The organism is Paenibacillus sp. FSL R7-0312, assembly GCF_038004445.1.
Classification (GTDB): Bacteria; Bacillota; Bacilli; order Paenibacillales; family Paenibacillaceae; genus Paenibacillus_AQ.
This window is the reverse complement of record NZ_JBBORE010000001.1, coordinates 2,259,348-2,285,302: the sequence shown is the minus strand read 5'-3', so window position 1 is coordinate 2,285,302 and position 25,955 is coordinate 2,259,348. Positions and strand designations below refer to the sequence as shown.

Genomic DNA, 25,955 nt, shown 5'->3' with positions numbered 1-25,955 from the left:
ATATCGTTACAAGATAGCCTCATCATACCTAGGATGAGGTAGAGGTCGCGGATATAAAGAGTACGCGCGTGGAGATGCCTAAGAGCCATCTACGATACGCGCCGAAAGGAATATCCGCCGAAATCCGGGCTGCTGCTCTTAGTTTAGCAGCACGGATTGGGGCCGTCAGCCGAAAGGCGCGGAACTGTCACCGTGTACATGCCTGCCAGGAAACTGCAGGAATTGCACCGTGTTGCGCTATCTTAACAGGGAGTATGATGCGGAGCCTATAATCAGGAAACCGCAGCGTCCGTCTGCGGTTTTTTTGTGTGCATAACGCTAAGCTGAAGACACAGGGCCAAGCAGGCTGCAGCAACTCCCCGCTGTGAACCGAACCAACAACTTAAAGGGAGTGTCCTATTCATGCAAGCGAAGCAAGAGAAGCAGCCGGCTGCACAGGCGGGTAACGCCAGTACTCCGGGCCTGCGCAAAACATTCAAAGCAAGACATCTGACCATGATCGCCCTGGGCGGTTCCATCGGAACCGGGCTGTTCTTGGCCAGCGGCGGTGCGATCGCCTCCTCCGGTCCGGGCGGAGCACTGCTTGCCTATACCGCAGTCGGCATTATGGTCTATTTCCTGATGACCAGCCTCGGTGAGCTGGCTACCTATTTGCCGGATTCCGGTTCTTTCAGCACGTACGGAACCCGGTTTGTCAGCCCCGCCTTCGGCTTCGCCATCGGCTGGAACTTCTGGTACAACTGGGCGGTAACGATAGCAGCGGAACTATCGGCTGCTACCGTCATTATTAAATACTGGTTCCCGGACAGCCCTTCCATGCTCTGGAGCCTGTTGTTCCTGCTGATCATGTTCGGCCTGAACTTCCTCTCCTCGCGCGGTTATGGCGAGTCGGAATATTGGTTTGCCATCATTAAGATCATCACCGTCATTGTCTTCCTCGTTGTCGGTGTCCTTATGATCTTCGGTATTATGGGCGGTAAAGCGGTGGGATTCAGCAACTTCCAGCTGGGAGGCAGTTCGTTCCATGGCGGCTTCTTCGCCTTCGTCGGCGTCTTCATGGCCGCCGGATTCTCCTTCCAGGGGACAGAGCTGGTCGGGGTCGCTGCGGGAGAGAGTGAGAATCCCCGCAAGAATGTACCGGTGGCCATCCGCCAGGTATTCTGGCGCATCCTTATCTTCTATATTTTCGCCATTCTCGTAATCGGTCTGCTCATTCCTTATACCAATCCCGATCTGCTCCGCGGCGGGATCGATGATATCGGTGTCAGCCCGTTCACGATCGTCTTTAACAAAGCCGGACTGGCAATTGCGGCTTCCGTAATGAACGCCGTCATCCTCAGCTCCGTGCTGTCTGCCGGTAATTCCGGGATGTACGCCTCTACACGTGTCCTGTACGCCATGGCGAAGGACGGCATGGCTCCTCGTGCCCTTGGCAAGCTGAACCGCAGAGGCGTGCCTGTAGGCGCACTGCTCGTGACCACAGCTGTCGGCATGCTGGCCTTCCTCGCCTCCTTCTTCGGAGACGGCGCGGTTTACAACTGGCTGCTGAACGCCTCCGGGATGTGCGGCTTCATCAACTGGCTCGGGATTGCCGTCTGTCATTACCGCTTCCGCCGCGCCTTCGTCAAGCAAGGGCATTCGCTGGATGAACTGCCTTACCGGGCGAAATGGTTCCCGTTTGGTCCGCTGTTTGCCTTCGCCCTCTGCATGGTGGCCGTATTCGGCCAGAACATGGGCGCCTTCACCGGATCCAAGATCGACTGGTACGGCATTCTGGTCTCTTATGTCAGCGTACCTCTGTTCCTCCTGATCTGGCTGGGCTACGGCTGGTTCCGCAAGAGCAGCATTGTCCCGCTGGACAAATGTGATCTGAGCACTCACGCAGAGTAACTCTTTGCAGGTCATATATTCAAGCGCCAAGCCTATATACAACAATTGGAAACGGCTACGCCGTCCTTTAAAGGACGGCGTATTTCAGCGAGAAATAGAAGGTTAAGTTAACATGTGAGCCATATAATTTCTTATATTTTGAACAAAATCACCCTTACGGGTGAAGCAAGCTGAGGGCTTGTGCGGCTTATGCGACCTGTCTCGCATCCGGGGAAATCAAGGGCACTAATGCTCCTCATTCCCTCCTTTGGCCAACGTGTGGCGGAATTAGTGGGATTTATCCCTTTGGTTTCTCCATACCGCCGACTTTCAGCTGAATTAGTGGGATTTATCCCTTTTAATTTTCCCCAGACTACTTCTGGCGGATTCAGTGCAAAGACCGGTTTCGACCACATCATCGTGGTCTGAACCGGTCTTTTTTTGCGTCAGGAGATTAAGTTAAGTATGCTTTTGTACTGAAGAACGTCCCCTTGGAGCTGTTGGTTATGCCCAGGTTGTGATTGTCTCAACCGGCAGGCGGTAGGAAGGGTAACCTTCTTTGGCTGCTTTCCCTATCGAGATCAGCATGACCGGCTGGAACCGGTCTTTGTCCAGGCCAAAAGCTTCAGCAATCTTGTCCTTCTCATAACCGGCCATCGGGTTGGTGTCATATCCATGGGCCCGGGCAACAAGCATCAGCTGCATCGAAATAAGCCCCGAGTCAATCAGATTCACATCACGCAGCTCGGATGCAGATATTCCCGCATAATAAGGCTTCACTTGTTGCAGCTGTATATCCTTGACGTCGCTCGGCATGTAACCAAGCTCCACCGATTTTCCGAAAATCTCGTCTATATATTCAACATTCTTTGCATCGTAAAATACCGCAATAACTGCCGAGGAAGTCAGAGCTTGCGTTTGGTTGAAGGAGGCCAGCGGTGCAAGTTTTTCTTTGCCTTCCGCGCTGTCAATAACAAGGAAACGCCATGGCTGCATGTTAATGGCAGACGGTGCACGGGAGACTTCCGCCAGAATCTCGGTCATTTCCTCCCGGCTGATTTTCACTTCAGGATCATAGGCCTTCACGGAACGGCGCTCCAGAACGATTTCATTGAAATCGTTGGTTGTATGGTATTTCCCGGTCATTGTACTCATGTTGATTTCTCTCCTTTATTTATAGGTTTATCTTCACTACAAGAATTCTAAACTATGAAGTATACTTTATAGCAAGAGGGAAAAACGGGGGGATTTAACATGAAGATTAGTGAAGTCGCAAAAATTGTTGACCTGCCTATATCAACCATCCGGTACTATGAGAAAATGGGCATTATCACGGATGAATATATCCTCAGGGAAGAGAACAATTACCGGAATTATGATGTAGAGATCATTCGTCACTTGGGTGTTGTGAAAAATTGTTTAGCTGTCGGTTTTTCAATTAATGATATCAGATCCATGATCTCTAAAAATGGAATCTCCAAAGAAGAACAAACACGTATTATCAAAGCTAAAATAGCAGATATTGAAGCTGCCAAAAAAAACCTTGAGGATTCCAAGCAATCTCTTTATGACCTTCTTGAACAGGATATAACGTGCGAGGACGGGTTCGGAAAGTACTCTTGAGCGCTTCCGGCGTTTATCCGGAATTACAACAAGCAGGGATGTCCCGCAGCCTATCGGCGCGGCAGACATCCCTGTTTGTTTGCTGTCCTGATGTAATTTTTATTTTGGGGGCAAGCTAACACATATTCACAATCTATAATCTAAGGAGACAGCCATGAAAAAAATTTGGATCACCGCTCTGCTGGCGCTTCTCTTCACCCTTAACAGCCCGGTGAGTTCAGCCGCTCCTGAGTATGCTAAATGGGGTATCGTAGCTGTGAAAGCAGCGCAGCAGAAATACAATGCCGAGGTTATTGATTATAAGCATGTAGGCCGTACTCAAATAAAGCCAACGCTTGCGGAGGAGAAATTCAAGCTGTGGATCCGGAGCAAAGACGGCCGGGAATTCGGCATATTCGTTATGGTCCGCTTTGACCCGTCAGACGATCAGCTTCAAACCATTCTTTTCTCGGAGACGGATCAATGGAGATAAAGCTATACTGTATCCCTTTCAGTACTCTTATTTCCAAGTCACATACACCTTAAGGTCCCCTGTATTCTCAAAAGGTGAACTGTTGAATGCCAGATTATCCAGCCCTATTTCATAGAGGACCTGCAGGTCCTGCCTCAGCAGCTTCTCACTGCCCCGGTATCGGAATAGCAGTGAGAACTGGCCTGAATCCGCCGCCTGCTGCGCAAGCTTTTTCAAGTCTGCCGCCGAAGCGATCACTTGATCCTCCTCATACAGCCTGTAATCCAGAACCTCCTGCAGCTTCTTGTATCCGTCTGTCCCCTGTCCGCCCCGGCTGACCAGCTGTGACAGTGTCTGGGCATAACCGGTTGAAGCAGCCGGATACGTCTTGGTCCAGCTGTGGTCACGGCGCATCTGGGCATCCGTTCTCATGTAATACACCGTACTGATCCCGCCCTCCGGACTAGGCTCCGGATCATCCCAGGTCGTATCGAGATGATACCAGAGTCCATCCAGCTGCACGAGATTCCAGGCATGCGACTGGGCAACGCCCCCCTCGGGCCTCGCCGTACCCTCCACAATTCTATTCGGGATACCCGCTCCCAGCAGCAGCTTATAGGTCAGCAGGGAATACCCCTGACATACCGCACTGCCCGTCTGAAGTCCTTCATACGCCGTATATTTACGGTATGAATTATCATATTGCAAATGCAGCACCACCCAGTCGTGGATGACTTTGACTTTCTGATGGCTGCTCATCCCCGGTGTAATTAATTCCTGCAGAACAGCCTTCACCTGCTTGTTAACATATGCTGTCTGCTGCAGCGTCTCCCGGTACTCCACCTGAACCGTCACATTGGCAGAGCGTGTGCTCCCCCGGTAAGAAAACGCATAGCTGTCAATAATATAATAGAGGTACGGATCGCTCCCCATCGCCTGATCGATGGCCGTCTGCACCTGGCTCTTCAGCTTATTGGTCTTGCCCTGATAAGTGAAGGTAATTGTCTCCCTGCGGTTGCTCATCGCCCCGGTCAGCTTCTGTGTCATCTCATTGACAGAATGCAGCACCACAGAATCAGCAGCAGCATAGGCATGCTCATACCCCCAGTATGTTGCGGGAGGGATAGCAGCAAAAACCAGCATGCCGCAAATCACGGTCTTCATCAGCGATATACGTCTCTTCCCCATAGCCTTCAAGTGCCTCCTGCAATCTATATAATGGATGATTAGCCGTTTACTCTATAGTAAATGCCGGAAATCCCCTGTATACAACTCCAACCCCCGAAACCTTTGAACCTGAACCTGAGATACCTGCTATATTCCTTATTATCGGCCCGGCACACCCGGCGCATAAGTACCCGCCCCATAAATATTATCATGACAAGCACTGGTGGGCGGGTGAGTGGGCGGGTGAGTGGGTGGGGGGCTGGCGGCGGAGTGTGCCGGGGCAGGCAGAATGCTCAGGAGGTATGCGGGCGTGAAAATGGATCATTAAAAAGCCGCTGCCTCCCGGTCCATCTCCGGGAAGCAGCGGCTTCGTCTGCACTTATCTATGAATTGTATCCGGCGGCAAAAGCCTACACTTAAGCGTTCGCGTCACGTTCACTGCTTACAGCCTAGATCGTCACAAGATATGTCACGCCTGCCTTAACCTCAATGGCGGTATCTACTATCTGCGCGCTGCCGTCAGGAAGCAGCAGCTTCAGCGATTGCGCATAGCTGAGACGCAGCCTCCCATCGTACTTCGCTGTGATCCGGGCGGATATCAGCATTCCATCCTGCCAGTCCATGTCAACCACATAGCCGCCGCGTGCCTTCAGTCCGCTAATCCGGCCGTTCTTCCAGGCTCCGGGCAGCGCCGGAAGCAGCGCAAGGTCACCCAGATGACTCTGCAGCAGCATTTCCGCAATCCCCGCGGCAGCGCCGAAATTACCGTCAATCTGAAACGGCGGATGCGCGTCGAACAGATTCGGATAGACCGAACGGGTTAACAGCGTACGGACAAAGCCATAAGCCGACTCGCCGTCCTCCAGCCGGGCATACAGATTAATCAGCCAGGCGCAGCTCCAGCCGGTGTGACCGCCGCCGGAAGCGATCCGCTTCTGAAGCGATATACGGCTCGCCTCCAGCAGCTCCGGTGTATCCCGTTTGTTGATCCGGTTGCCCGGATAGAGACTGTATAAGTGCGACACATGACGGTGTCCCGGCTCGGATTCAGTGAAGTCATAGATCCACTCCTGCAACCGCCCGTCCTCAGCAATCTTCAGCGGTGACAGACGGGAGAGCGTCTTCTCCAATTCAGCCTGGAACTCCGGGTCCACGCCGAGAATCCGTGCAGCCTGCAGGCAGTGCTGCATTAATTCATTGATCAGGCTCATATCCATAGCCGAGCCCATGGATATGCTGCTGGCTCTGCCGTCTTCTGTTACAAAACGGTTCTCCGGTGAAGTAGACGGGCTAGTCACCAGTTGGCCGTCCGGCCCTTCCACCAGCCAGTCCAGGCAGAATAGCGCCGCTCCCTTCATCAACGGATATGCCGTCGTCTCCAGATAAACAGCATCCGGCGTAAATTCGTAATGCTCCCACAGGTGGCGGGATAACCAGACGCCGCCCATTGGCCAGAAGGCCCAGCTAGCATCTCCGCCGGAAGGGTTAGATGCTTTCCACAAATCGACATTGTGATGCGCTACCCACCCGCGTGCCCCGTAATGAATGGCAGCCGTTCTGGCCCCTGTCTCACTGAGCTCCTTGATCAGCTCAATTAACGGCTCATGAAATTCACTGAGATTACAGACCTCTGCCAGCCAGTAATTCATCTGCGTATTAATATTGGTCGTATAATTGCTGTTCCATGGCGGCTGTACATGATTATTCCAGATGCCCTGCAGATTGGCGGCCTGCGTTCCGGCCCGCGAGCTGCCCATCAGCAGATAGCGGCCATATTGGAACAGCAGCGCTTCCAGTGCCGGGTCCTCCTGGCCGTTCTTATAGGCGGCCAGACGTTCATCGGTCGGCAGGTTGTCCGCTTCATGACCGCCCAGATCCAGATCCATGCGGCGGAATACCGCCTGATGATCTGCTGTATGCCGTCTCCGCAGCTCCTCATAGGACTTGTCCGCAGCAGCGGTCAGCCTGCTTGCACACACCTCCGCAGGGCTTACAATAACTGCGGCCCCCTTCGCCGCTCCGGCTTTCTTATGGCTTGCTCTGGAACGCACCTCTTCATAATCTGTGCCGGCCGCAAGCAGCAGCAGTACACGATCAGCGCCGGATATGACAAGCCTGCCATCCGAATGCCGGATGCTTCCCCCGGTTACCTGCACCTGCAAGTGCAGCTCGAAGGCAATTCCGAGACCATCCTCATAGCGAACCGCCACCGGATGATCCTGATGATAATTGTCGGAAATATGCGACGGGGAGCGGCCTTGGAGCACCAGCTCTTGCGCGCCTCCCGGGCTGACCGTATGCTTCAGCTGGCTGCTGAGAGCAAGCTCAAGATGAAGTCCGCCCGGCTGCTCACTTGTGAGGTGAACGACACCTACCTTGTCCGGAGCACTGATAAAGACTTCCCGGGTAAATGCCCCCTGCTCATTCTGATACCTCACCTTGGCAATCCCGCTGTCCAGATCCAGTTCACGTTCATATGACGTGCAGTTCTCTACGCCAGCCTGCTCCAGCAGCAGATCACCCAGCGGCATATACGCCTGGGCATTCACTCCAAGCATATGCGCGTTGACCATATCCTCAGCTTCACCATATTTGCCGGAGGATACCAGCTCCCGTACCTTCTTCAGATACCGCAGGGCTTCATAGTTGTTCGTATCCCGCGGAAATCCCGACCACAGGGTATCTTCATTCCACTGGATCTGTTCTTTGGAGGTTCCGCCAAACACCATGGCGCCCAAGTTCCCGTTCCCGAGCGGCAGCGCTTCTTCCCAGACTGCCGCCGGCTGGCCGTACTTTAATTTCCACGGGTGATGCCTGTTGTTATCCATTCTATTCTCGCCCTCCGTCATAGTATCTGAGTACGGCAAAAGGCCCTGACCTAAGTCGGGCCTTCGCTGTATGGAATGACCTACATCCAATTATTGATTAGAATGTTTTACCAGTCCACAGGGTTACTCTCTTTTTCACGAGCTCTGTGAATTCTTTTTCCATATCCTGAGCGCCTGCTTTGTCCAGCTCTGCCAGGAAGGCGTCATACACTTTATCGAAGTCTGCCGGTTTCGACAGGATGGCTTCAGGAATACGTTTGCGGATGATATCCTGTGTCTTCTTGAAGATTACCTGATATTTGCCGTCAGTTGGAACCGGCAGGTTGTACAGGGCGCCTGTTTCTTTGATCGGGAATTCATCTTCTTTAGGGAACAGATCTTTCCATGTAGTAGCCTTGTATCCTGCAAGTGATTCCTTCTCAGCATCGGAGTAAGAAGCTACGATCTGTTCCGGGAAGCTTGTAGTGTAGTAGTTGTCAGTGGAATCCTTCACACCATCACCGTAACGTGCACCAAAGATAAGGTACTGGCCAATCCCGGTTTTTTTCTGGGTGTTTGCGGTATCGTTAGCTAATCCGTCGCTGATTTCAGGAAGAACTTCGCGTTTACCATCTGCATTTACAGTGTAGTGCGTGCCTTCAATACCCCAGGCTCTAAGAATCTGACCCTCATCGGAAGACATCCAGTCCAGCCATTTGATGATCCGGACAGGGTCTTTGGCTGCAGTAGTGATCGCAAGGCCGTAGCCGTCGATACCTGTCTGCATGAAGGAATGATCTTTATACTCATCGGACAGGGTTACAGGGAAGTGACCGTAAGTATATTCGTCTTTACCGGCTGCTTTCAGAGCATTCTCACCATCGGAATATTCCCATTCCTGCGAGATCAGGCCGAGTACACGGCCGCTGGCGACTTTAGCTTTGTATTGATCGTCTTTTTGTACGAAGGTATCCTTATCAAGCAGACCCTGAGCGTACATTCCGTTCAACCAGCGGAAATATTCTTTTTCAGCCGGACGTTTGTAGTGCAGCTGTGCTTCATAGGTTTCAGGATCTACATAATACTCGCCATCATCCGGTGCACCTGTTGTAGTGAAAGCCGGGTTTGTAACTGTGATCATGATTTTCCAGTCATCAGCGTTCAGCGTCAGCGGAATGGTAGGCTGACCGTCGGTTTCCGGATGCAGAGCCACATAATCCTTAAGCACTTTCTCATAATCTGCCAGTGTTTTGACTTCAGGATAGCCTAGCTCCTTCAATACGCGGTGTTGAATTTCAAATCCGCCTGTAGCATCGAAGGCTTGTTGGCCTACACCCATATTCGTAGGAATCTGATAGATCGCTTGGTCATCCAGGCTATATTTCAGACGGCCCATGTTTTCGCCGTAGACCTTCTTGAGGTTCGGAGCATATTTATCAATCAGTTCCGTCATATCAATAACCAGGCCGGCATCCACCAGGGTGCTCAGATTTCCTTTGGCGAAGATCAGATCAGGTACGTCGCCGCTGGCAGCCATCATCGGGATTTTTTGGTCGCCGCCGCCGCTGCCTACATCAAATTCAGCGTCAATAGTTACACCTGTTTTTTCAGTAATGGCTTTACCGACTTCATCCTGCATTTTGTTCCAGTTCGGACTGGCGTCACCGCCGAAGAATGAGATCGTAAACGGAGAGGTATCTAATGCGGTATCATCTGCTGCTGTATTAGTTGCTGCAGGTGTATTTCCTGTGTTGTTAGAAGTCGTGTTGTTGGCCGCATTATTGTTATTGCCTCCACAACCGGCGATCAGCATAGAGCTCATAAGCATGAGTGTAAAGATTGTTTTGGTACTCTTGCGATTCATTGTATATCCCCCTTATTAGTATGTTTCATCTATGCATATCAGGACAGACCTGAATATACCATTGTTAACGCTTGCAAAACTACTATAAATATAAATTCCACTATTTAACAATAACCCTGGAGTTGGATAGCCGCCTGATCCTGCACTGAACCAGGCAGCTGTTCCATTTCAATCTATTAGCAGGCTTACGCTTTAACTGCACCCAGCGTCATACCGCCAACGAAGTACTTTTGCAGGAACGGATATACAACCAGAATAGGTACAGTTACGACAATCGTAATCGCCATCTTGATCGATTCAGGTGAAATCTGCGCCATCTGCCGCGCCATATCGTTGGCATTCACCATGCCGCTGCCCTGATTGGTAGACGACAATACCTTCATAAGTTCATACTGCAGTGTAGTCAAATGCGGCTTGTTACCGTTATACAGATACGTTGTGAACCATTCATTCCATTGGCCAACGGCCAGGAACAGCGCGATGGTTGCCAGTACCGGTTTACAAAGCGGCAGGATGATCTTATAGAAAATCATAAAGTCATTCGCCCCGTCCAGCTTGGCAGATTCCTGAAGAGCAAAGGGCAGCCCATCCATAAAGGAACGGATAATGAAGACGTTAAATGCAGAAACCATACCCGGAAGGATGTAAATCCAGAACGTTCCGATCAGATTCAAATCTTTCATCAGAATGTACATAGGCACCATACCGCCGGAGAAATACATCGTCATGGCCAGGAAAGTCGAGATGAATTTTCTCGCTCTGAATTCCGGGCGGCTGAGCGTAAAGGCCAGCATGGAAGCACTGATCAGACCCAGAAGTGTACCTGAAAGGGTACGCAGAATGGATATCTTGAAGCCCTGAATCAGGCCGGTATAGCTGAAGATCCGCTGGTAATTCTCAAGCGTCCAGGCTCTCGGGAAGATATAGATGCCGCCCCGAACGGTATCTGTAGATTCATTGAAAGAAATCGCCAGTACGTTCAGGAAGGGATACAACGTTACAATCATGATTAAGGTAAGAGCTGTGTACAGGAAGATGTCGAATGCACGCTCACCTTTCGTCATTTGAAATGCTTTGCCACCCATTTATGGTCCCCTCCTTACATAATGCTTTCTTTAGTGAATTTCTTCATCAGACCGTTAGCCGTGAACAGCAGGATTACACTGACTACTGAGGTGAACATGCTTATTGCAGTACCATAAGAGAACCGCATGATCTGAATACCATACTTAAGCGCATACAAATCCAGCACTTCCGAATAATCGGTGACCAGGTTGTTCTGCAGCTGGAACTGTTTCTCGAAGCCGATACCGATCAGGTGGCCGATATTCATAATGAGCAGCACCATCACGGTTGAACGGATACCCGGCAAAGTAATATTGAACACTTGCTTAATTCTTCCCGCACCATCCACTTTTGCCGCTTCGTACAGCTCTTTATCAATCCCTGTAATCGCTGCCAAATAGATGATTGCACCCCAGCCTGTTTCTTTCCATATATCGGATGCAGTTAAAATCCCCCAGAAATATTTACCTTGGGCCATAAACTGGATCGGCTCATCAGTGATATGAAGCCACATCAGCAAATCGTTCACGATTCCGCCGTCGATTGCGAGTGTCTTGTAGACAATCCCGCCTACAACGACCCAGGAGACAAAGTGAGGCAGATAAGATACCGTTTGAACCGTTCTCTTGAAAATACTCCCCCGCAGCTCATTGAGCATAACGGCAAACGTAATTGGAACCACGAAGCCAAAGATCAGTCCGAGTACGCTCATTGACAGGGTATTTCTTAATACGAGATAGAAACGTTCGTCATGGAACAACTCCTTGAAGTTATCCAGTCCGACCCACTTCTGTTCGCCGAATGACTTAGCCGGCTTATAATTTTGGAATGCCATCAACCATCCCCATATGGGCACATAGCTGAAAATAAATACCCAGATCACGAATGGAAGAGACATCAGATATAAGTACTTTTGCTGCAGTACGCTTTTCCAAAATCCACTATTCCGTTTCGCAGGTGGGCGGGGGGTTACGCTTTCATTTGCTGTAACACCGTTTTCAGTGAGCGCTTTCACGATCATTATTCCCCCTTCGTTCTTATAGTCTTATCTTACCGCAGCACTCCGGGAGAGAATACCCAACAGATTTCACGTAAAATCCTGTCTAAATTAGAGATTCTCCCAGGCCGCGCTGCTTAAGACTTGAACTCGCTTTCAACGGGAATAGAAAACGCTATCTCGGTACCTTCACCTGATCGGCTTGTAATTCTCAGCCCATGCTCCTCTCCGTAATATAGAGTCAGCCTCTGATGCACATTGCGCAGGCCGATCCGTCCCCGTTCCTCTTCCTCCACTTTGCTAATCACATCTACGATCTCGGACAGCCTTTCCTCTATCATGCCGATGCCGTCATCTGTCACAAGCACCTGAACCTCCTGATTCTCATCCAGGGTTATACTGACGCTGACATGAACGGTACCTTGCTTATTCTCCAGCCCGTGGACTACGGAATTCTCTACGAGCGGCTGGATAATGAGCGGCGGGATCATAACTTCAGCTGTTCTAGGGTCAAACTTAATCTCATACTCCAGCCTGTCCTCATACCGGAATTTCTGGATCTCCAGATAAGAACGGATCATCTCTACTTCTTCCTTGATCGGTGCCCGTTCGCGGCCAACTTCGAGGTTCTTGCGCATAAGCTTACCAAGCAGTCTGACGATGTTCGCAATCTCCTTCTCGCCCTTAAGATGCGCATTCATGCGGATCGATTCCAGTGCGTTGAATAGGAAATGCGGATGGATCTGGCTCGCCATCATCTTTAATTTGATCTCCCGCTGGGCGATCTCCAGAGCGCTGTTCTTCTCGTTGCTCTCAATAACCTGGGTGATCAGCCGGTTAATACTTGCCACCATGTAATTGAATTGCCGCGACAGCTGGCCGATCTCATCCGTGCCGTCAATCCGGGAGACGATATTCAGATTGCCAAGGGCTACCTGATTCAGCTGGCGGCTCAGGCGCAGCAGACGGTTGGTGGTCAGCAGGGAGATGGTGTATACAAACACAAGGGCAACCAGCAACACCCCAATAACGATCAGGAGGCCCAGCTTACTGACATTATTGGCATCGCTCAGAATGCTTTTCGTTTCAAATATAGAGATAATCTTCAGCTTGCTGCTGCTCAGCTCAGGAGACATTTCATCAATAATGACGTAAGAATCCTTGCCCTTCACCCTGGTTTTGAGCACACCCTTGGACTGCAATTGCACATCGACGCCAATGTCAAAATCATCGACTGTGCTGCCTACAAGCTGCGGATCATTGGCCGACACAATATAACCCTGCTCATCGATGATTAACGTATCAAACGGCTCCTGGTAGAGCATCTGATTCAGTTCGTCCTGAGAAACCTGTACCATCAGTATTCCGGATTTACCGGATTCCCGGTAGTATACCTGACGGATCAGGCTGAGCTTGTTGATCGTTCCTTTGGGGCTGTTGAAATATTTTTCCTTGTCGGAAATGTACATCCAGTAAATCTCTCCGCTCTGCATGGCCTTCTTGTACCAGGCTCTGGACTCCAGCTCCGGAGTCAATGGTGCAATCGACATATCATCCACCAGGCTCGGATTATCAATGAAAAAACGGATATTGGAAATTTCCCGGTACCGCAGAACAAATACTCGGATATCCGTGTAACTCAAATAAGCCTTTGTAAGCGCCAGTGCATCCGGGTAATGCGTAGTGACCAGCCGCTCAAGCTCCTCGTCAAAATAGAGCAGATTAGAAATATCCGTAGGAACACGCAGCTTGCTGGACAATTGGCTTTTGATCTTCTCCACGTTGTTGGTGGCCTGATCAATCGCTCTGTTCAAGGCTCCCTCACGAAAATAGCTTGTAAGAATAATACCAACAATCAGCACAGGTATCATGACGACAATAATGTAGAAAAAAATCAGCTTATATTTCAGCTTCATATTATTGATCATTCGCACCAGCTTCTTAATAACACTTCCCCCTTCCGTTCAATGGAAAACAGGCTGCTCCCTTATCCTCTGCAGATAGGGAACAGCCTGTATATCATAAGCCTCACGCTGAACGTTCGGCAAGTTCACAGTTCTAACCGCCCATACTGCTCGCGGGCCTGCCCGGCAGCCGGGGTATTAATTCTCTTTGCGGTAGGCCGACGGAGACACTCCGACATATTTGCGGAACTTGGCATTAAAATAATCGGAGTTCATATAACCGACCCGTTCTGCAACCTCATAGACCTTCATGCCTTGGGTCAGGAACTGCTTGGCTTTCTCAATTCTGACTTTATCCAGATACGTGTTGAAGTGTTCTCCCACCTGATTCTTGAACATCTTGCCCAGATACGCGCTATTATAGTTGAAAATTTCGGAAAGCGAGCCCAGCTTCAAATTCTCATTATAGCGGCGCTGGATCAGGTCCGTGATCCGCTTGATTTCATCTCCGCGCCCGCCGCTGCCGATCAGCCCGGAAATTTGCTCCATATAAGCTGATACCAGCTGCTCCACATCATGCAGGTTAGCGCTGCTGTACATTTCACCCATAGGCGAGGCTTGACCGGCAATCAGTGCACGGATGTCCGGATTCGCTGCCTCAAGGCGGGCAATGGTACTGCTGACAATCCGCATCAGGTTATCCTTGATATAAGCTTCTTCGCGCCGGGCATGAACCAGCTGGCGGACAATTTGCCCTATAAGCCCGCGGGCCACCTCACCGCTTCCGGCCTCAACAGCAAGCAGCAGCTGTACCTCCACATCCCGCTCCGGGTCCGGCTCCTCCTCGAATTCTCCCGTCCTCTTCACGGGTTCATTCCAGTTATCCGGCTTCCCGCTTAGCAGCGTGTCCTTCTGCCCGAAAAAAGACTCGTCCAGCCGGGCACGTGCTGTGGCGAACGACAGGAACGCCTCTTCCGGGCTGCCTGCTGCACCGCCTGCTGCCGCCTGAAACTCCAGTCCTTCCTTCGCTGTAATCGAATGCAGCTCCTGCCATAGCGACTCCCGGGCACTGTCATTTGCAAGCGGTTCCTTCAAAAGAATCCCCATATACGGGGGAAGCGTGAAGAATAAGCCGCGCTCTTCCTCTTCCAGCCAATGCCGCTCCATCAGGCTCTTCACCTGTTCCTCACGGCTGTCTCCTCCTTTGTTAAGCCCTTTCAATTCCAGCAATATCACTTCGCAGCTGCATCCTTCGAGACCCAGCTGAGCCGCAGCCTCTGCGGGAGCCTCTCCGCCTTCCTTCGGCTGCAGCAGCTCGCGCAGCAGCACTTCGGTGGTCTTTGCCGGCTCCCCTGACTGCCATTCGATTATCTGTTCTTCCAGGCTTATCTTCTCACGCAGCTCCTGCAGGTAGGTGATCAATTCCTCCTCATCGACCGGCTTAAGCAAATAACCGTCGATATGGTAGGCAATCGCCCGTTTGGCATATTCAAAGTCAGCATAGCCGCTAAGAATCAGCACATGGCAGTTAGGGCTCTCTTTGCGGAGCTCGGAGATCAGTTCCAGACCGTCCATCCCGGGCATGCGGATATCTGCAATCACAAGGCCGGGCGCGAGCGCCTTGAACTTATCCAGTGCTTCGTATCCGTTCGCCGCCGTCGCCACTACGGTATAGCCCTCTTCTTCCCAGGGAATCAGCGTCCGCATCCCTTCTCTTAGCTTGGGCTCATCATCTACAATCAGTACTTTGATCAATATGGGTTCACCCCCTTATTTAAAAAGAAAACAGCTGCCACCCTGAAAGGAATGGCAGACATTAAGTGCTGGATATAAAACTTTATTAATTGAATAGAGCTATCTCCAATGGAGATTCCGGCCGTAACTGCACACTCTCATCTTCTTATTGTCTTTAAATACTCAAAATTATACAGGTGGTTATTTAACTCTTTATGTGATTGTTTATATTTTACACTAAATTATTTACGATACAAAGCCAGCTTCTCATTCAGCCCGCGGGTCTGGCTGTACACTTCCTGGTACAAGGCGAAAATGCCGTCATAGATTGCAGCCTGTTCTGCATTAGGAGTGTAGGTTTCAGCCGGACGGATGAAGGCTTCCGCGCACGCTCCCAGCGATTCAAACCAGCCGGCACCGTAAGCAGCCAGCATCGCCGCGCCCATCGCCGGACCTTGCTCGCTCTCCAGCTTGATGATCGAAGCGCCGAAGATATCAGCCTGCATCTGCAGCCAGGCTTCATTCTTGGCGCCGCCGCCGATCGCCACCACCTCGGTGATCTCTTTGCCGGATTCGCGTACAATCTCAATCGATTCACGCAGCGAGAAGGTGATGCCTTCCAGCACAGCGCGTGTAAAGTAGGGCAGTGTATGGCCGGAATCCATGCCGATGAAGCTGCCGCGGATGTTCGCATCCGGATGCGGTGTACGTTCTCCGCTGATATACGGTGTGAACAAGAGGCCGCTGCTGCCGGCCGGGATATCATTAACGCCGTGAAGCAATTCGTCGAAGCTCTTCTCAGCGGCAAAGGTCTCCTTGAACCAGGTCAGACTGTGGCCCGCCGCCAGGGTAACGCCCATGATATAGAAGGCATCCTGCTCACTGTGATTGAAGAAATGGACTTTGCCTTCGAGGTTAAGATCCTTGTTGCTCTCATAAGACAACACGACTCCGGAAGTCCCGATGCTGCACATCGTCCGGCCTTCACCCAGAATTCCGGCACCGAGTGCGCCGCAGGCATTGTCTGCACCACCGGCGAACACCTTGGTAGAAGGCAGCAATCCGGAAGCTTCGGCAATCTCAGGAAGCAGGGTTCCGGTCTGCTCGAAGGATTCCACAAGTCTAGGGCAGATAGAGAGCGGCAGACCGAAGGCTTCGGCAATCTCCGGGCTCCACTCCTTGGAGCCTACGTCGAGCAGCAGGGTTCCGGCTGCGTCTGAATAATCCATAGCATAGTCACCGGTCAGGCGGTAACGCACATAATCCTTCGGCAGCAGGAACAGCTCAGCCTGCGACATTACCTCTGGCTCGTTCTCTTGAACCCATAGAATCTTCGGAAGCGTGAAGCCTTCCAGCGCGCGGTTTCTGGCAATTTCGATCAGCTTGCCGCCAAGCGTCTTCTCAATCTTGCGGCACTGGGCTGTTGTGCGTGTATCGTTCCACAGGATCGCCGGACGCAGAGCCTTGCCTTCGCCGTCAACCAGCACCAGTCCATGCATTTGACCGGAGAAGCTGATTCCATCGACTTGCGAAGAATCTACACCGGATACCTCCATCAGCCGTTTCAGGCTGACGATCGTTCCTTTAACCCAGTCCTCGGGATTCTGCTCACTCCAGTTCGGCTGGGGTCTGCTAAGCGGGTAAGCCTCAGAGTGCTCGAACGCTACTTTGCCCTGGGGATCTACCAGTACAGTCTTCACTGCGCTGGTTCCGAGATCGACACCGATTACATATTTCATAGTTATCCTCCTAAAAGTTATATGAAGCATTACTTCTATTGGAACATCTCCGCAATATAACTCGCCTCGTAAGCATAATCTTAAGTTTTGCGAGCTTCTGCTTCCTGAATTCACTTCAAGCAAAACTCGCTTCGTAAGCATCTGCTTAATTATATGAAGCATTAACCCTCTTACTGAAGCCTGTGCATTGCACAAAATACATCCATACAGCCATTCTCCGCCGTGCACATCTTTTCTCCACCAATAAAAGGGGGCTGCCGAAGAATGCTCTCTTCAGCAACCCCCGTTGCGTTTATCCTCTGATGAATCTGCGGCAGTCACCGCAGACCCGGTACAGTCTTATTCAGCAGTCAGGATGTACTGGTTAAGTGTAGCTCTCAGCAATTCCTGGCGTCCGGACTTGTTCGGACGCGGGTTCTCGTTGTTCAGCGCATAGTCAGCAAGCGAAGCAAGTGTCGCTTTGCCGGATACGATGTCAGCGCCAATGCCTTCATTGAAGCTGCTGTAACGCTCAGCAATGAAGTTCTCGAATACGCCGTCTTCCAGCAGCTTCGCAGCTACCTTCAGGCCCTTAGCGTAGATGTCCATACCGGAGATGTGTGCCAGGAACAGATCCTCAGGCTCGAAGGAAGGACGGCGTACTTTGGAGTCAAAGTTGATTCCGCCTTTGCCCAGACCATCGTTCTTCAGTACTTCGTACAGAGTCAGAGTAGAATCGTAGATGCTTGCAGGGAATTCATCGGTATCCCAGCCGAGCAATGGATCGCCCTGGTTCGCATCAAGCGATCCCAGCATGCCGTTGATACGGGCTACGTGCAGCTCATGCTCGAAGGTATGGCCGGCCAGTGTAGCATGGTTAGCTTCAAGGTTCAGCTTGAAGTGCTTATCCAGGTTGTACTTCTGCAGGAATGCGATACAGGTTGCTGCATCGAAGTCATATTGGTGTTTGGTAGGCTCTTTCGGTTTAGGCTCGATCAGGAACTGGCCTTCGAAGCCGATTTCCTTAGCATAATCAACAGCCATGCTGAACAGACGGGCAATGTTGTCTTGCTCAAGGCTCATATTTGTATTCAGCAGTGTTTCGTAGCCTTCACGGCCGCCCCAGAATACATAGTTGTCAGCGCCCAGACGTTTACCCACTTCCAGACCTTTCTTCACCTGTGCAGCAGCGTGTGCGAACACATCAGCGTTGCAAGTGGAGCCTGCACCGTGCATGTAGCGCGGGTTGGTGAACATATTGGCCGTGTTCCAAAGCAATTTTTTGCCGGAAGCCTTCATGCCTTGTTCAAGGATATCTACGATTGTATCGATGTTGCTGTAGAACTCACGCAGGGACGCGCCTTCTGGAGCGATGTCCACATCATGGAAGCAGTAGTACTGCAGATCCATCTTCTCCATGAACTCAAATGCTGCTTCTGCACGGGCCTTGGCCTTGTCCAGTGTGCTCAGCTTGTCCCAAGCGCGGACTGCTGTTTCAGCGCCGAACGGATCGGAACCGCCAGCGGTTAATGTATGCCAATATGCCATTGCAAATTTCAAGTGCTCTTCCATAGTTTTGCCGGCAACGATTTCTTTAGGGTTGTAGAATTTGAATGCGTAAGGGTTAGTGGAACGGCTTCCCTCGTAAGAGATCTTGCTCACTGTTTCAAAATAAGCCATTTGTAAAATCCTCCTCGATATTTTGCTTCGCCCGCAAGCGTTTACAGCAACATCTTAACACATCTTTCGGACTTTGTATATTGGTTAAACAAAGTTTTTGAGAACTTTTATTTTGTCTGTTTTTTATCCTGTCCCGGCAGAGCAGCTACTCTCTTCTCCCTTTATTTTCACTATATGATGCTGAACATAAAGTACCCTCCGGCAGTGCAGCCTATGCGTATAACTGTAATTCCCCCGCCTCCCCCGGACGTTAATCTAGTTGCTTTTTGCCGCTCTTCATTCTAGACTAAATGGCATACCTTCTCCGCGTAAACGCTGCCTCAAGGCTTATTGCATTACGTATGCGGGAAAACCGAAACCTATAAGCTCTGCCCTGATTGAGTGCCTTCCTCATTGTTATGTGCCGTACTCAGCAGGCCGGATCGTCTTATATTTCAAAAAAGGAAGTGTGCTTCTTGAAAGTTACCGGTGATCAGGCGCTGGTCAAAAAAATTAACAAATCGATTATTTTACATACGATCCGCATGCAGTCCCCCGTCTCCCGGGCCAAGGTGTCCGAGATGACAGGTCTTAACAAAGCTACGGTCTCCAATCTAGTCGCCGAGCTCTGCGGGCAGGAGCTGCTTACCGAAGCCGGTCCCGGAGAATCCAGCGGGGGACGCAAACCGCTCATGCTGCATTTCAACGAAATGGCCGGAAGCGTTATCGGGATCGAACTGCGTGTTAAACAGCTTAAGGCCGTGCTCTGCAATCTGGGAGGCGGCATTCTTCATGAACGGGATTGTGCGCTGGCAGCCCACGACTTCCCTTATGTACTGGGGCAGATGCAGCAGATGATCTCGGAGCTGATTGCCGAGGCGCCTCCTTCACCCTATGGCCTCGTCGGCATCGGAGTCGGCGTGCCGGGAATGGTGGATGAACACGGAGTCGTGCTGTTTGCGCCCAACCTTGGCTGGGAAATGGTCGATCTGCGGTCGATTCTGGAAAGCGCCTTCGCGGTTCCGGTCACCATTGACAATGAAGCCAATGCCGGGGCACAAGGGGAGCTGAACTTCGGGGCGGCGCGGGATGTGCGCCATCTGCTGTACATCAGTGCAGGCTCGGGGATCGGGTCCGGAATCATCATCGGCGGAGAGTTGTATAAGGGCGCACGCGGATACGCCGGGGAGACCGGGCATATGACGATTGAGGCGGAAGGCAAGCCCTGCAGCTGCGGCAGCCGGGGCTGCTGGGAGCTCTATGCTTCGGAGAAAACGTACGATAATCCCGGCCTTTCCCTGCCTGCCCGTACCACGACCGAACTGGTGGCGTATGCGCTGGAGGGGCAGCCGGATACCCTGCAGCACTTTAGCTCCATCGGGGAATATCTGGGCATCGGGGTCACTAATCTGATCAACAGCTTCAATCCGGAGCTGATTGTCATTGGGGGAGCTCTGTCTGAAGCTGAACCGTGGCTGGGCGAGCCGCTGCGCCGGGTAGTAGCCGAGCGTACGCTTCCTTACCACAAGCAGCAGCTTGAGATCACCTTCTCCAGGCTGGGCAGCCGCGGAACGATGATTGGCGCAGGCTTTTCTGCAGTCATGCACTTTCTCGGCAACATCCGGGTAACCCTATAGAAGGATCATTTCAACGTAAAACATATAAGCTCTTATATTTTCGTAAAATTGCCGCATTTGCAGCAGCATTTCCTGCACTAAAAGGAATAGCAATCCTATATAATAAGGATATACGTGTGACATTTGTCACCATACCCCTTTTTCTGAAATGGAGAGAGCGTCTATGACCTATGTTGATACGTCAGATATTTCAGCGAAGATGTTCATCACCGTGCTGCTGCTGCTGCTTGTTATCGCCCCACTCATCAGCCTTGGCGTCCTGCGCCTGTTCCAATCGAGGAAGAAATCCGGATTCATGCTTATTAGCAGCGGTATTGCCGTATATGCTGTTTTTCAAATTGTCATGTCGTTTACTCATACTTAGCCTAGCGGCCTCCAAACGGGGTTCATGCTTGCAAGACAGCGGTATCCTGTATCCCCTTCATGTATCTGTTTTAGCAGGAAATACAAAAAGCAGCCTGGATTCAATGACTGCTTTTTGATATATCCGTTGTTCCCCGGGTGCGCAGAACACACTCAAACCGCTCAATCCCCGGATATTTTTCTCCCAGACTGTGAATCTCAAACCCTGCCTTGCTATAAAAGCCCACCGCATCCTGATCCGTATCTGCCCTGATCAGCTCTACCTGCTCCCATCCGGCAATTTCTGCGATCATATTGCTGCCAAGTGTCCGTCCGCGCCAACTCTTCTGTACAGCCAGATGTCTGATCTCCACCTCATGTGCAGCAGCGCAGCTGATTCCGGTGATTCCGGCCAGCTCCCCGTTAACTCTCTGGTCATCCGGCCACATACATTCTGCAAGCAGGCTCTTCACCGCATCGCTGTCCCAGTAATTCTTTAAGCTGATTAACAATTTCCCTTCTCCTCTAAGTTCAGGACAACGAAAAACCGCCTCCGGAGGGAAGCGGCTAATATATTCTCCTTAAGTCCGGCCAGCTATTCCTTAAATCGTAGCCAAAGCCTTGTCGAACTTGGTTTTGTTCATGCCGACGATTTTGAACTCACCGATAACCGTAATAGGAACAGCTCTCATGCCCATATCCCATACCTGCTGCGCATAATCATCGTTCTGCTCGATGTTGCGCTCTTCGTAGGCTACACCTTTATCGTTCAGGAAGCTCTTCACCTGACGGCAATGCGGACAATTGGTTGAAGTGTACACAATTACATTCTCCATAGTATGATCTCCTCCTAATTTGTAAGTATAAGAATCTGTGATCTATTGTAGCACCGGAGTGCCTTCTATTCCAAATGGAATCTTACAGAATAACCGCGCTGTGCTCCAGGCTCTCGATATATTTCTCGGCATCCATCGCCGCCATACAGCCGCTGCCTGCAGCCGTAATCGCTTGTCTGTAACGGGTATCCTGCACGTCACCGCAAGCAAACACGCCGGGAATATTCGTCTCAGAGGTTCCGGGATTCGACACAATGTAGCCGTTAGCATCCGTAGTGATTTGTCCGCCCAGGAAAGAAGTATTGGGATGATGGCCGACAGCTACGAATACACCGCTGGCTTCAATGAATTCTTCTTCACCGGTCTCATTGTTAATCACCTTCAGGCCAGTCACACCTTTGTCTCCGGCAATAACTTCAACAGGCGTACGGTTGAGTCCCCAGGTAACTTTGGCATTGTCGCGTACACGATCCTGCATAATCTTGGAGGCCCGCAGCTCTTCGCGACGGTGCACCAGGGTTACTTTTGACGCGAATCTTGTCAGGAAGCCCGCTTCCTCCAGCGCCGAATCACCGCCGCCGACAACCACGATTTCTTTGCCGCGGAAGAAGAATCCGTCACAGGTTGCGCAAGTGCTGACACCGCGTCCGATATTATCCTGCTCCCCGGGAATCCCGAGATATTTCGCTGTAGCGCCGGTGGAAATAATCAATGTATCTGTAACCAGTGTGCCCATGCCTTCAACATTCAGCTTGAACGGACGTTCGCCCAGCTCTACACTGTTCACCCAGCCGGTAACGAACTGTGCTCCGAAACGTTCAGCCTGCTTGCGCATATTGTCCATCAGATCCGGACCCAAAATGCCTTCCGGGAATCCTGGGAAGTTCTCGATCTCTGTTGTAGTTGTAAGCTGTCCGCCTGGCTGCGGACCTTCGATAACGAGCGGGTTCAGGTTCGCCCGGGCCAAGTATATGGCAGCCGTCAATCCGGCCGGTCCAGTACCTACAATAATTGATTTGTACATGATTATATCCTCCTTGAGATGGACGGCAAAGACGCCATTTCTTAATTAAAATTATTATAATGTAGTATTTATTATGATCATCTCAAGGGAAGTTGTCAATATGCCAGACACGGTGAAAACGCACCTATTTTGTGAACAATTCAATTTTAAGCAATTAAATATTTGGCAGGGCCGGATAAACGGTCTTTCCGGCTTTTTTTAGCGCAACAGACGCAGTCCGTTAAGGATTACAAGAATGGTGCTGCCCTCATGGCCCACCACGCCAAACGGCAACGCAATCCCCTGTACAAAGTTGCTGATCATCAGTGTGGCGATTACGGCCACAGCAAAAATCATATTCTGCTTCACAATCCGCTGCGTACGGCGGGCCAGGGCAATCGTAGAAGCAATCTCCTCGATATTATCGTTCATCAGCACCACATCGGCAATCTCCAGCGCGGCTCCGCTGCCTTTCATGCCCATTCCCATACCTACTGTTGCTGTAGCCAGCGCAGGCGCATCATTAACACCGTCACCCACCATAATCACATGGCCGTATTGTTCACGAAGCGCTTTGATATGCGATACCTTATCTTCTGGCAAAAGACCGGCGAATACCAGGTCCACTCCGGTCTTCCCGGCAATCACCTGTGCGGTGGCCTCACGGTCCCCGGTAAGCATCGCTACCTTAATGCCCAGCTCCTGCAGCTTACGTACGGCTGTCTCCGCCTGGGAACGTACGGTATCCTGCAGCGCAATCATTCCGGCAATGGTATCACCGGCGAGAATCAGCGATACTGTCTTCCCTTCCTGCTCCAGCTCGCTGCGCAACGCTCTCCAGTATTCCGAATCCCCCTGCGGTGCAGTACCGTGCACTTCATCCAGCAGATTGGACTTGCCGATCCGCCACAGGCGGCCGTTAATGGTCCCCTCAATGCCCCAGCCGGTAACCGATTTGCTCTCTTCGATGGTGAGCAGCTCTACCTGCTCGGCTTCAGCAAGCGCAACAATGGCTTCCGCGAGCGGATGGCCGGACAGCTTCTCAATCGAAGCACTGACGGCCAGCAGCTCTTCACGTCCATACCCTTCTCCGGCGATGAAATCCGTGACCTGCGGAACCCCTTCCGTCAATGTGCCTGTTTTGTCAAAAGCAACTACAGAGGTGCGTGCCATATTTTCCAGATGGACACCGCCTTTGAAGAGAATCCCTTTGCGCGCACTCTTCGAGATGGCCGACAGCATGGCCGGCATAATGGAGGATACGAGTGCACACGGAGAAGCCACTACCAGGAAGACCATTGCTTTATAGAAGGTATTACTCCAGCTCCAGTCCAGCAGAAACGGCGGCAAAGTGATCAACAAGGCCGTTGCGGCTACTACTACGCGGGCATAGACGGATTCCAGCCGTTTGATAAAACGCTGCGAATCCGGCACCTCATTCTCTGCTTCTTCAACCATCCGGATGATCTTGGCGAACAAGGTATTCTCTGCCGATTTGGTAACTTCAATATATAGCGGGCCTTCGCCATTGACTGTACCGGCGAACACTTCACTTCCGGCTGCCTTATCTACGGGAAGCGATTCTCCAGTAATGGACGCCTGATTGACGGAGGATTCCCCACGGCATACCTTGCCGTCAGCTGGGATAAGCTCCCCGGGACGGACCAGCAGCAGATCTCCGATGGCCAGCAGATCAATCGCCACCTCATTCATTGCCCCCTGCTCAATGCGTACTGCCGTGGCAGGTTTGAGCGCCAGCAGCGAGGAGATATCCTTCTTACTGCGCTCCATCGTGTAACTCTCCAGCGCGCCGCTCAGCGCGAAGATGAAGATTAGCATCGCGCCTTCATTCCAGTAACCGATGGAAGCTGCGCCGAGAGCCGCGGCAATCATCAGCAGATTGACATCCAGATCGCGTTCCTTGACCAGCGTCTCCACGCCTTCCTTCGCCTTGATCCAGCCGCCTATTGAATAGGAGATCACATAGAGAATAACGGATATCGTCTCAGACCAGCCGCTGGCGGCCCAGGCGATCAGCATCATCAGCCCGCTTCCGAGCGCTGCCTGCATTTCGGCATTTGAGATCATAGCCAGCGGATCGAAGCGGCGCGGCTCCGGCGTCCGCGGCTGCTTAGCGCCTCCTTGACGCGCGATCGATTTAGGCATTTCTTTCGAGGTTGAATGCATGATAAATCACCTTCCTGATTGTATTTGTATAAGAGCACACTTGAGAATGAGAGCCAGAATGAGAACCATTATGACTCGACTGAGAATGAGTGCAGAATGAGAACCATTATGACCCGACTGAGAATGAGATCAGAATGAGAACCATTATGACCCGACTGAGAATGAGATCAGAATGAGAACCATTATGACTCGACTGAGAATGAGAGCCATTATTAAGACCCTTAAAATGACACATGCTGCCCCGGCTTAGCCGGGACAGCATGTTAAATGAGAATGATAATCATTGTTGCGATAATGCAACTATATTTCCTCTGTGCAACTTATAGCTATACTATATCACGCCCGGCGGAAAAGTAAACCCACAAACAAGCCTGTTATTTCGGGAGGGTTGGCCTCCACCTTGGGCAAAGCCCGCACGCCTGTTGGGGGATGTTAGAGAAGTTGAGAGAAGTTGAGAGAGGTTGGGAGGAGTTTGCGGAAATTATGGAGGCTGCAGAGAATGGCGTTGGTAGTGCGAGCGAAAGGTGTGTGGAGTTTGCATAAGCCGGCTGCTGTGTTCTGTTATGAGAGTCCGCCCATATGATGCTATATAGAGTGAACTTAAGTATCTGACTTGCTGCATGGGCGGAACCTTCGGGTAACAAGGGGTTCATCCATCGGCTGGCCATCACTCTTAGGTTCAGCTTATATAAGTGGAAAAACGTATCTTAATTCGGACGAATGGAGTGATTTCAAGCAAGCAATTGGAAAAAAGGCATTTAATTCGGTTCATTTACCTTCATGTAGCTCATACGCAGCGATTTAAGTGCTGTTTATCCAACTGCTGTTTTAGCAGACGCTCTTCGTTCATCAGCAAGTGGAGAAAATCCAACTGCTATGAACGAATTTGTCAATCCCCCTGTTTCTTCCCTTTTTAACAAAGGTTTTTTCAATCCCTTGGGCATGGAGACAACATGCGAGTCGTCGGCTGGCACACTGCTATCCGTGGGTTGGTTCCACATGTTAGGCCTACGTCGAAGGAGCTTCCCTAAACTATTGTCGCACGTCAAACCCATCCGGGTTTTGTGCAGTTGGATTTCGTGGATTCTCCTC

Annotated in this window: 19 protein-coding genes and 1 riboswitch; of the genes, 5 read left to right on the top strand and 14 right to left on the bottom strand. The window is 51.2% G+C overall.

The features are described 5' to 3' along the window. The first annotated feature begins 31 nt into the window (after positions 1–31). A riboswitch (Lysine riboswitch) is annotated at positions 32–248 on the top strand. 154 nt (positions 249–402) lie between these two features. Continuing rightward, a complete protein-coding gene (locus MKX70_RS09980; RefSeq protein WP_340782302.1) occupies positions 403–1,890 on the top strand; it encodes an amino acid permease in 1,488 nt (495 codons plus the stop codon). Between the two features lie 483 nt (positions 1,891–2,373). On the opposite strand, the gene MKX70_RS09975 is transcribed toward MKX70_RS09980, so the two are convergent. Continuing rightward, positions 2,374–3,024: a nitroreductase family protein gene (locus MKX70_RS09975; protein ID WP_340839980.1), complete on the bottom strand. Its 651-nt coding sequence runs from the start codon at positions 3,022–3,024 to the stop codon at positions 2,374–2,376. A 99-nt stretch (positions 3,025–3,123) separates the two neighbouring features. On the opposite strand from MKX70_RS09975, the gene MKX70_RS09970 reads away from it, so the two are divergent. Continuing rightward, positions 3,124–3,492 carry a helix-turn-helix domain-containing protein gene (locus MKX70_RS09970; protein ID WP_042239735.1) on the top strand — a complete coding sequence of 123 codons (369 nt, stop codon included), beginning with the start codon at positions 3,124–3,126 and terminating at the stop codon, positions 3,490–3,492. A gap of 154 nt (positions 3,493–3,646) precedes the next feature. Next, entirely contained in the window at positions 3,647–3,964 is a 318-nt protein-coding gene (locus MKX70_RS09965) for a DUF3889 domain-containing protein (RefSeq protein WP_042239737.1), read from the top strand. 27 nt (positions 3,965–3,991) lie between these two features. Here MKX70_RS09965 and MKX70_RS09960 read toward each other — a convergent pair whose 3' ends face one another. From MKX70_RS09960 to xylA, 9 genes are all read right to left on the bottom strand, one after another. After that, positions 3,992–5,131 (bottom strand): transglutaminase domain-containing protein, encoded by a 1,140-nt coding sequence (locus MKX70_RS09960; protein WP_340782293.1) that lies wholly within the window; start codon positions 5,129–5,131, stop codon positions 3,992–3,994. 428 nt (positions 5,132–5,559) lie between these two features. Continuing rightward, on the bottom strand, positions 5,560–7,938 hold the full coding sequence (locus MKX70_RS09955) for a glycoside hydrolase family 95 protein (protein ID WP_340782290.1): 2,379 nt from the start codon (positions 7,936–7,938) through the stop codon (positions 5,560–5,562). 97 nt (positions 7,939–8,035) lie between these two features. Further along, positions 8,036–9,781, bottom strand: coding sequence for an ABC transporter substrate-binding protein (locus tag MKX70_RS09950; protein ID WP_042239741.1), 1,746 nt, complete (start codon positions 9,779–9,781; stop codon positions 8,036–8,038). A gap of 185 nt (positions 9,782–9,966) precedes the next feature. Further along, on the bottom strand, positions 9,967–10,866 hold the full coding sequence (locus MKX70_RS09945; RefSeq protein WP_042239743.1) for a carbohydrate ABC transporter permease: 900 nt from the start codon (positions 10,864–10,866) through the stop codon (positions 9,967–9,969). A 14-nt stretch (positions 10,867–10,880) separates the two neighbouring features. Next, the gene (locus tag MKX70_RS09940; RefSeq protein ID WP_081956700.1) at positions 10,881–11,867 is read right to left on the bottom strand and encodes an ABC transporter permease; all 987 of its coding nucleotides are present in this window, start codon (positions 11,865–11,867) and stop codon (positions 10,881–10,883) included. A 113-nt stretch (positions 11,868–11,980) separates the two neighbouring features. Beyond that, complete coding sequence (locus MKX70_RS09935) at positions 11,981–13,771, bottom strand: sensor histidine kinase (RefSeq protein WP_042239745.1); 1,791 nt, start codon at positions 13,769–13,771, stop codon at positions 11,981–11,983. 174 nt (positions 13,772–13,945) lie between these two features. After that, positions 13,946–15,502 (bottom strand): response regulator transcription factor, encoded by a 1,557-nt coding sequence (locus MKX70_RS09930; protein ID WP_340839979.1) that lies wholly within the window; start codon positions 15,500–15,502, stop codon positions 13,946–13,948. Positions 15,503–15,723: 221 nt separating this feature from the next. Beyond that, positions 15,724–17,220 carry a xylulokinase gene (xylB, locus tag MKX70_RS09925; protein ID WP_042239748.1) on the bottom strand — a complete coding sequence of 499 codons (1,497 nt, stop codon included), beginning with the start codon at positions 17,218–17,220 and terminating at the stop codon, positions 15,724–15,726. Positions 17,221–17,559: 339 nt separating this feature from the next. Continuing rightward, positions 17,560–18,879 carry a xylose isomerase gene (gene xylA / locus MKX70_RS09920; protein ID WP_042239750.1) on the bottom strand — a complete coding sequence of 440 codons (1,320 nt, stop codon included), beginning with the start codon at positions 18,877–18,879 and terminating at the stop codon, positions 17,560–17,562. Positions 18,880–19,334: 455 nt separating this feature from the next. On the opposite strand from xylA, the gene MKX70_RS09915 reads away from it, so the two are divergent. Together MKX70_RS09915 and MKX70_RS09910 are read left to right on the top strand one after the other, a co-directional pair. Continuing rightward, the gene (locus MKX70_RS09915; RefSeq protein WP_340839978.1) at positions 19,335–20,495 is read left to right on the top strand and encodes an ROK family transcriptional regulator; all 1,161 of its coding nucleotides are present in this window, start codon (positions 19,335–19,337) and stop codon (positions 20,493–20,495) included. A gap of 163 nt (positions 20,496–20,658) precedes the next feature. Next, entirely contained in the window at positions 20,659–20,859 is a 201-nt protein-coding gene (locus MKX70_RS09910; RefSeq protein ID WP_042239753.1) for a hypothetical protein, read from the top strand. Positions 20,860–20,959: 100 nt separating this feature from the next. On the opposite strand, the gene MKX70_RS09905 is transcribed toward MKX70_RS09910, so the two are convergent. The 4 genes from MKX70_RS09905 to MKX70_RS09890 form a co-directional block, all read right to left on the bottom strand. Next, entirely contained in the window at positions 20,960–21,349 is a 390-nt protein-coding gene (locus MKX70_RS09905) for a GNAT family N-acetyltransferase (protein ID WP_340782268.1), read from the bottom strand. 90 nt (positions 21,350–21,439) lie between these two features. Further along, on the bottom strand, positions 21,440–21,673 hold the full coding sequence (locus tag MKX70_RS09900; protein ID WP_039308604.1) for a glutaredoxin family protein: 234 nt from the start codon (positions 21,671–21,673) through the stop codon (positions 21,440–21,442). A gap of 82 nt (positions 21,674–21,755) precedes the next feature. Beyond that, positions 21,756–22,697, bottom strand: coding sequence for a thioredoxin-disulfide reductase (trxB, locus tag MKX70_RS09895; protein ID WP_042217706.1), 942 nt, complete (start codon positions 22,695–22,697; stop codon positions 21,756–21,758). 198 nt (positions 22,698–22,895) lie between these two features. Further along, positions 22,896–24,863, bottom strand: a complete 1,968-nt coding sequence (locus MKX70_RS09890) for a heavy metal translocating P-type ATPase (protein WP_042239758.1) — start codon at positions 24,861–24,863, stop codon at positions 22,896–22,898. Positions 24,864–25,955 lie beyond the last annotated feature (1,092 nt).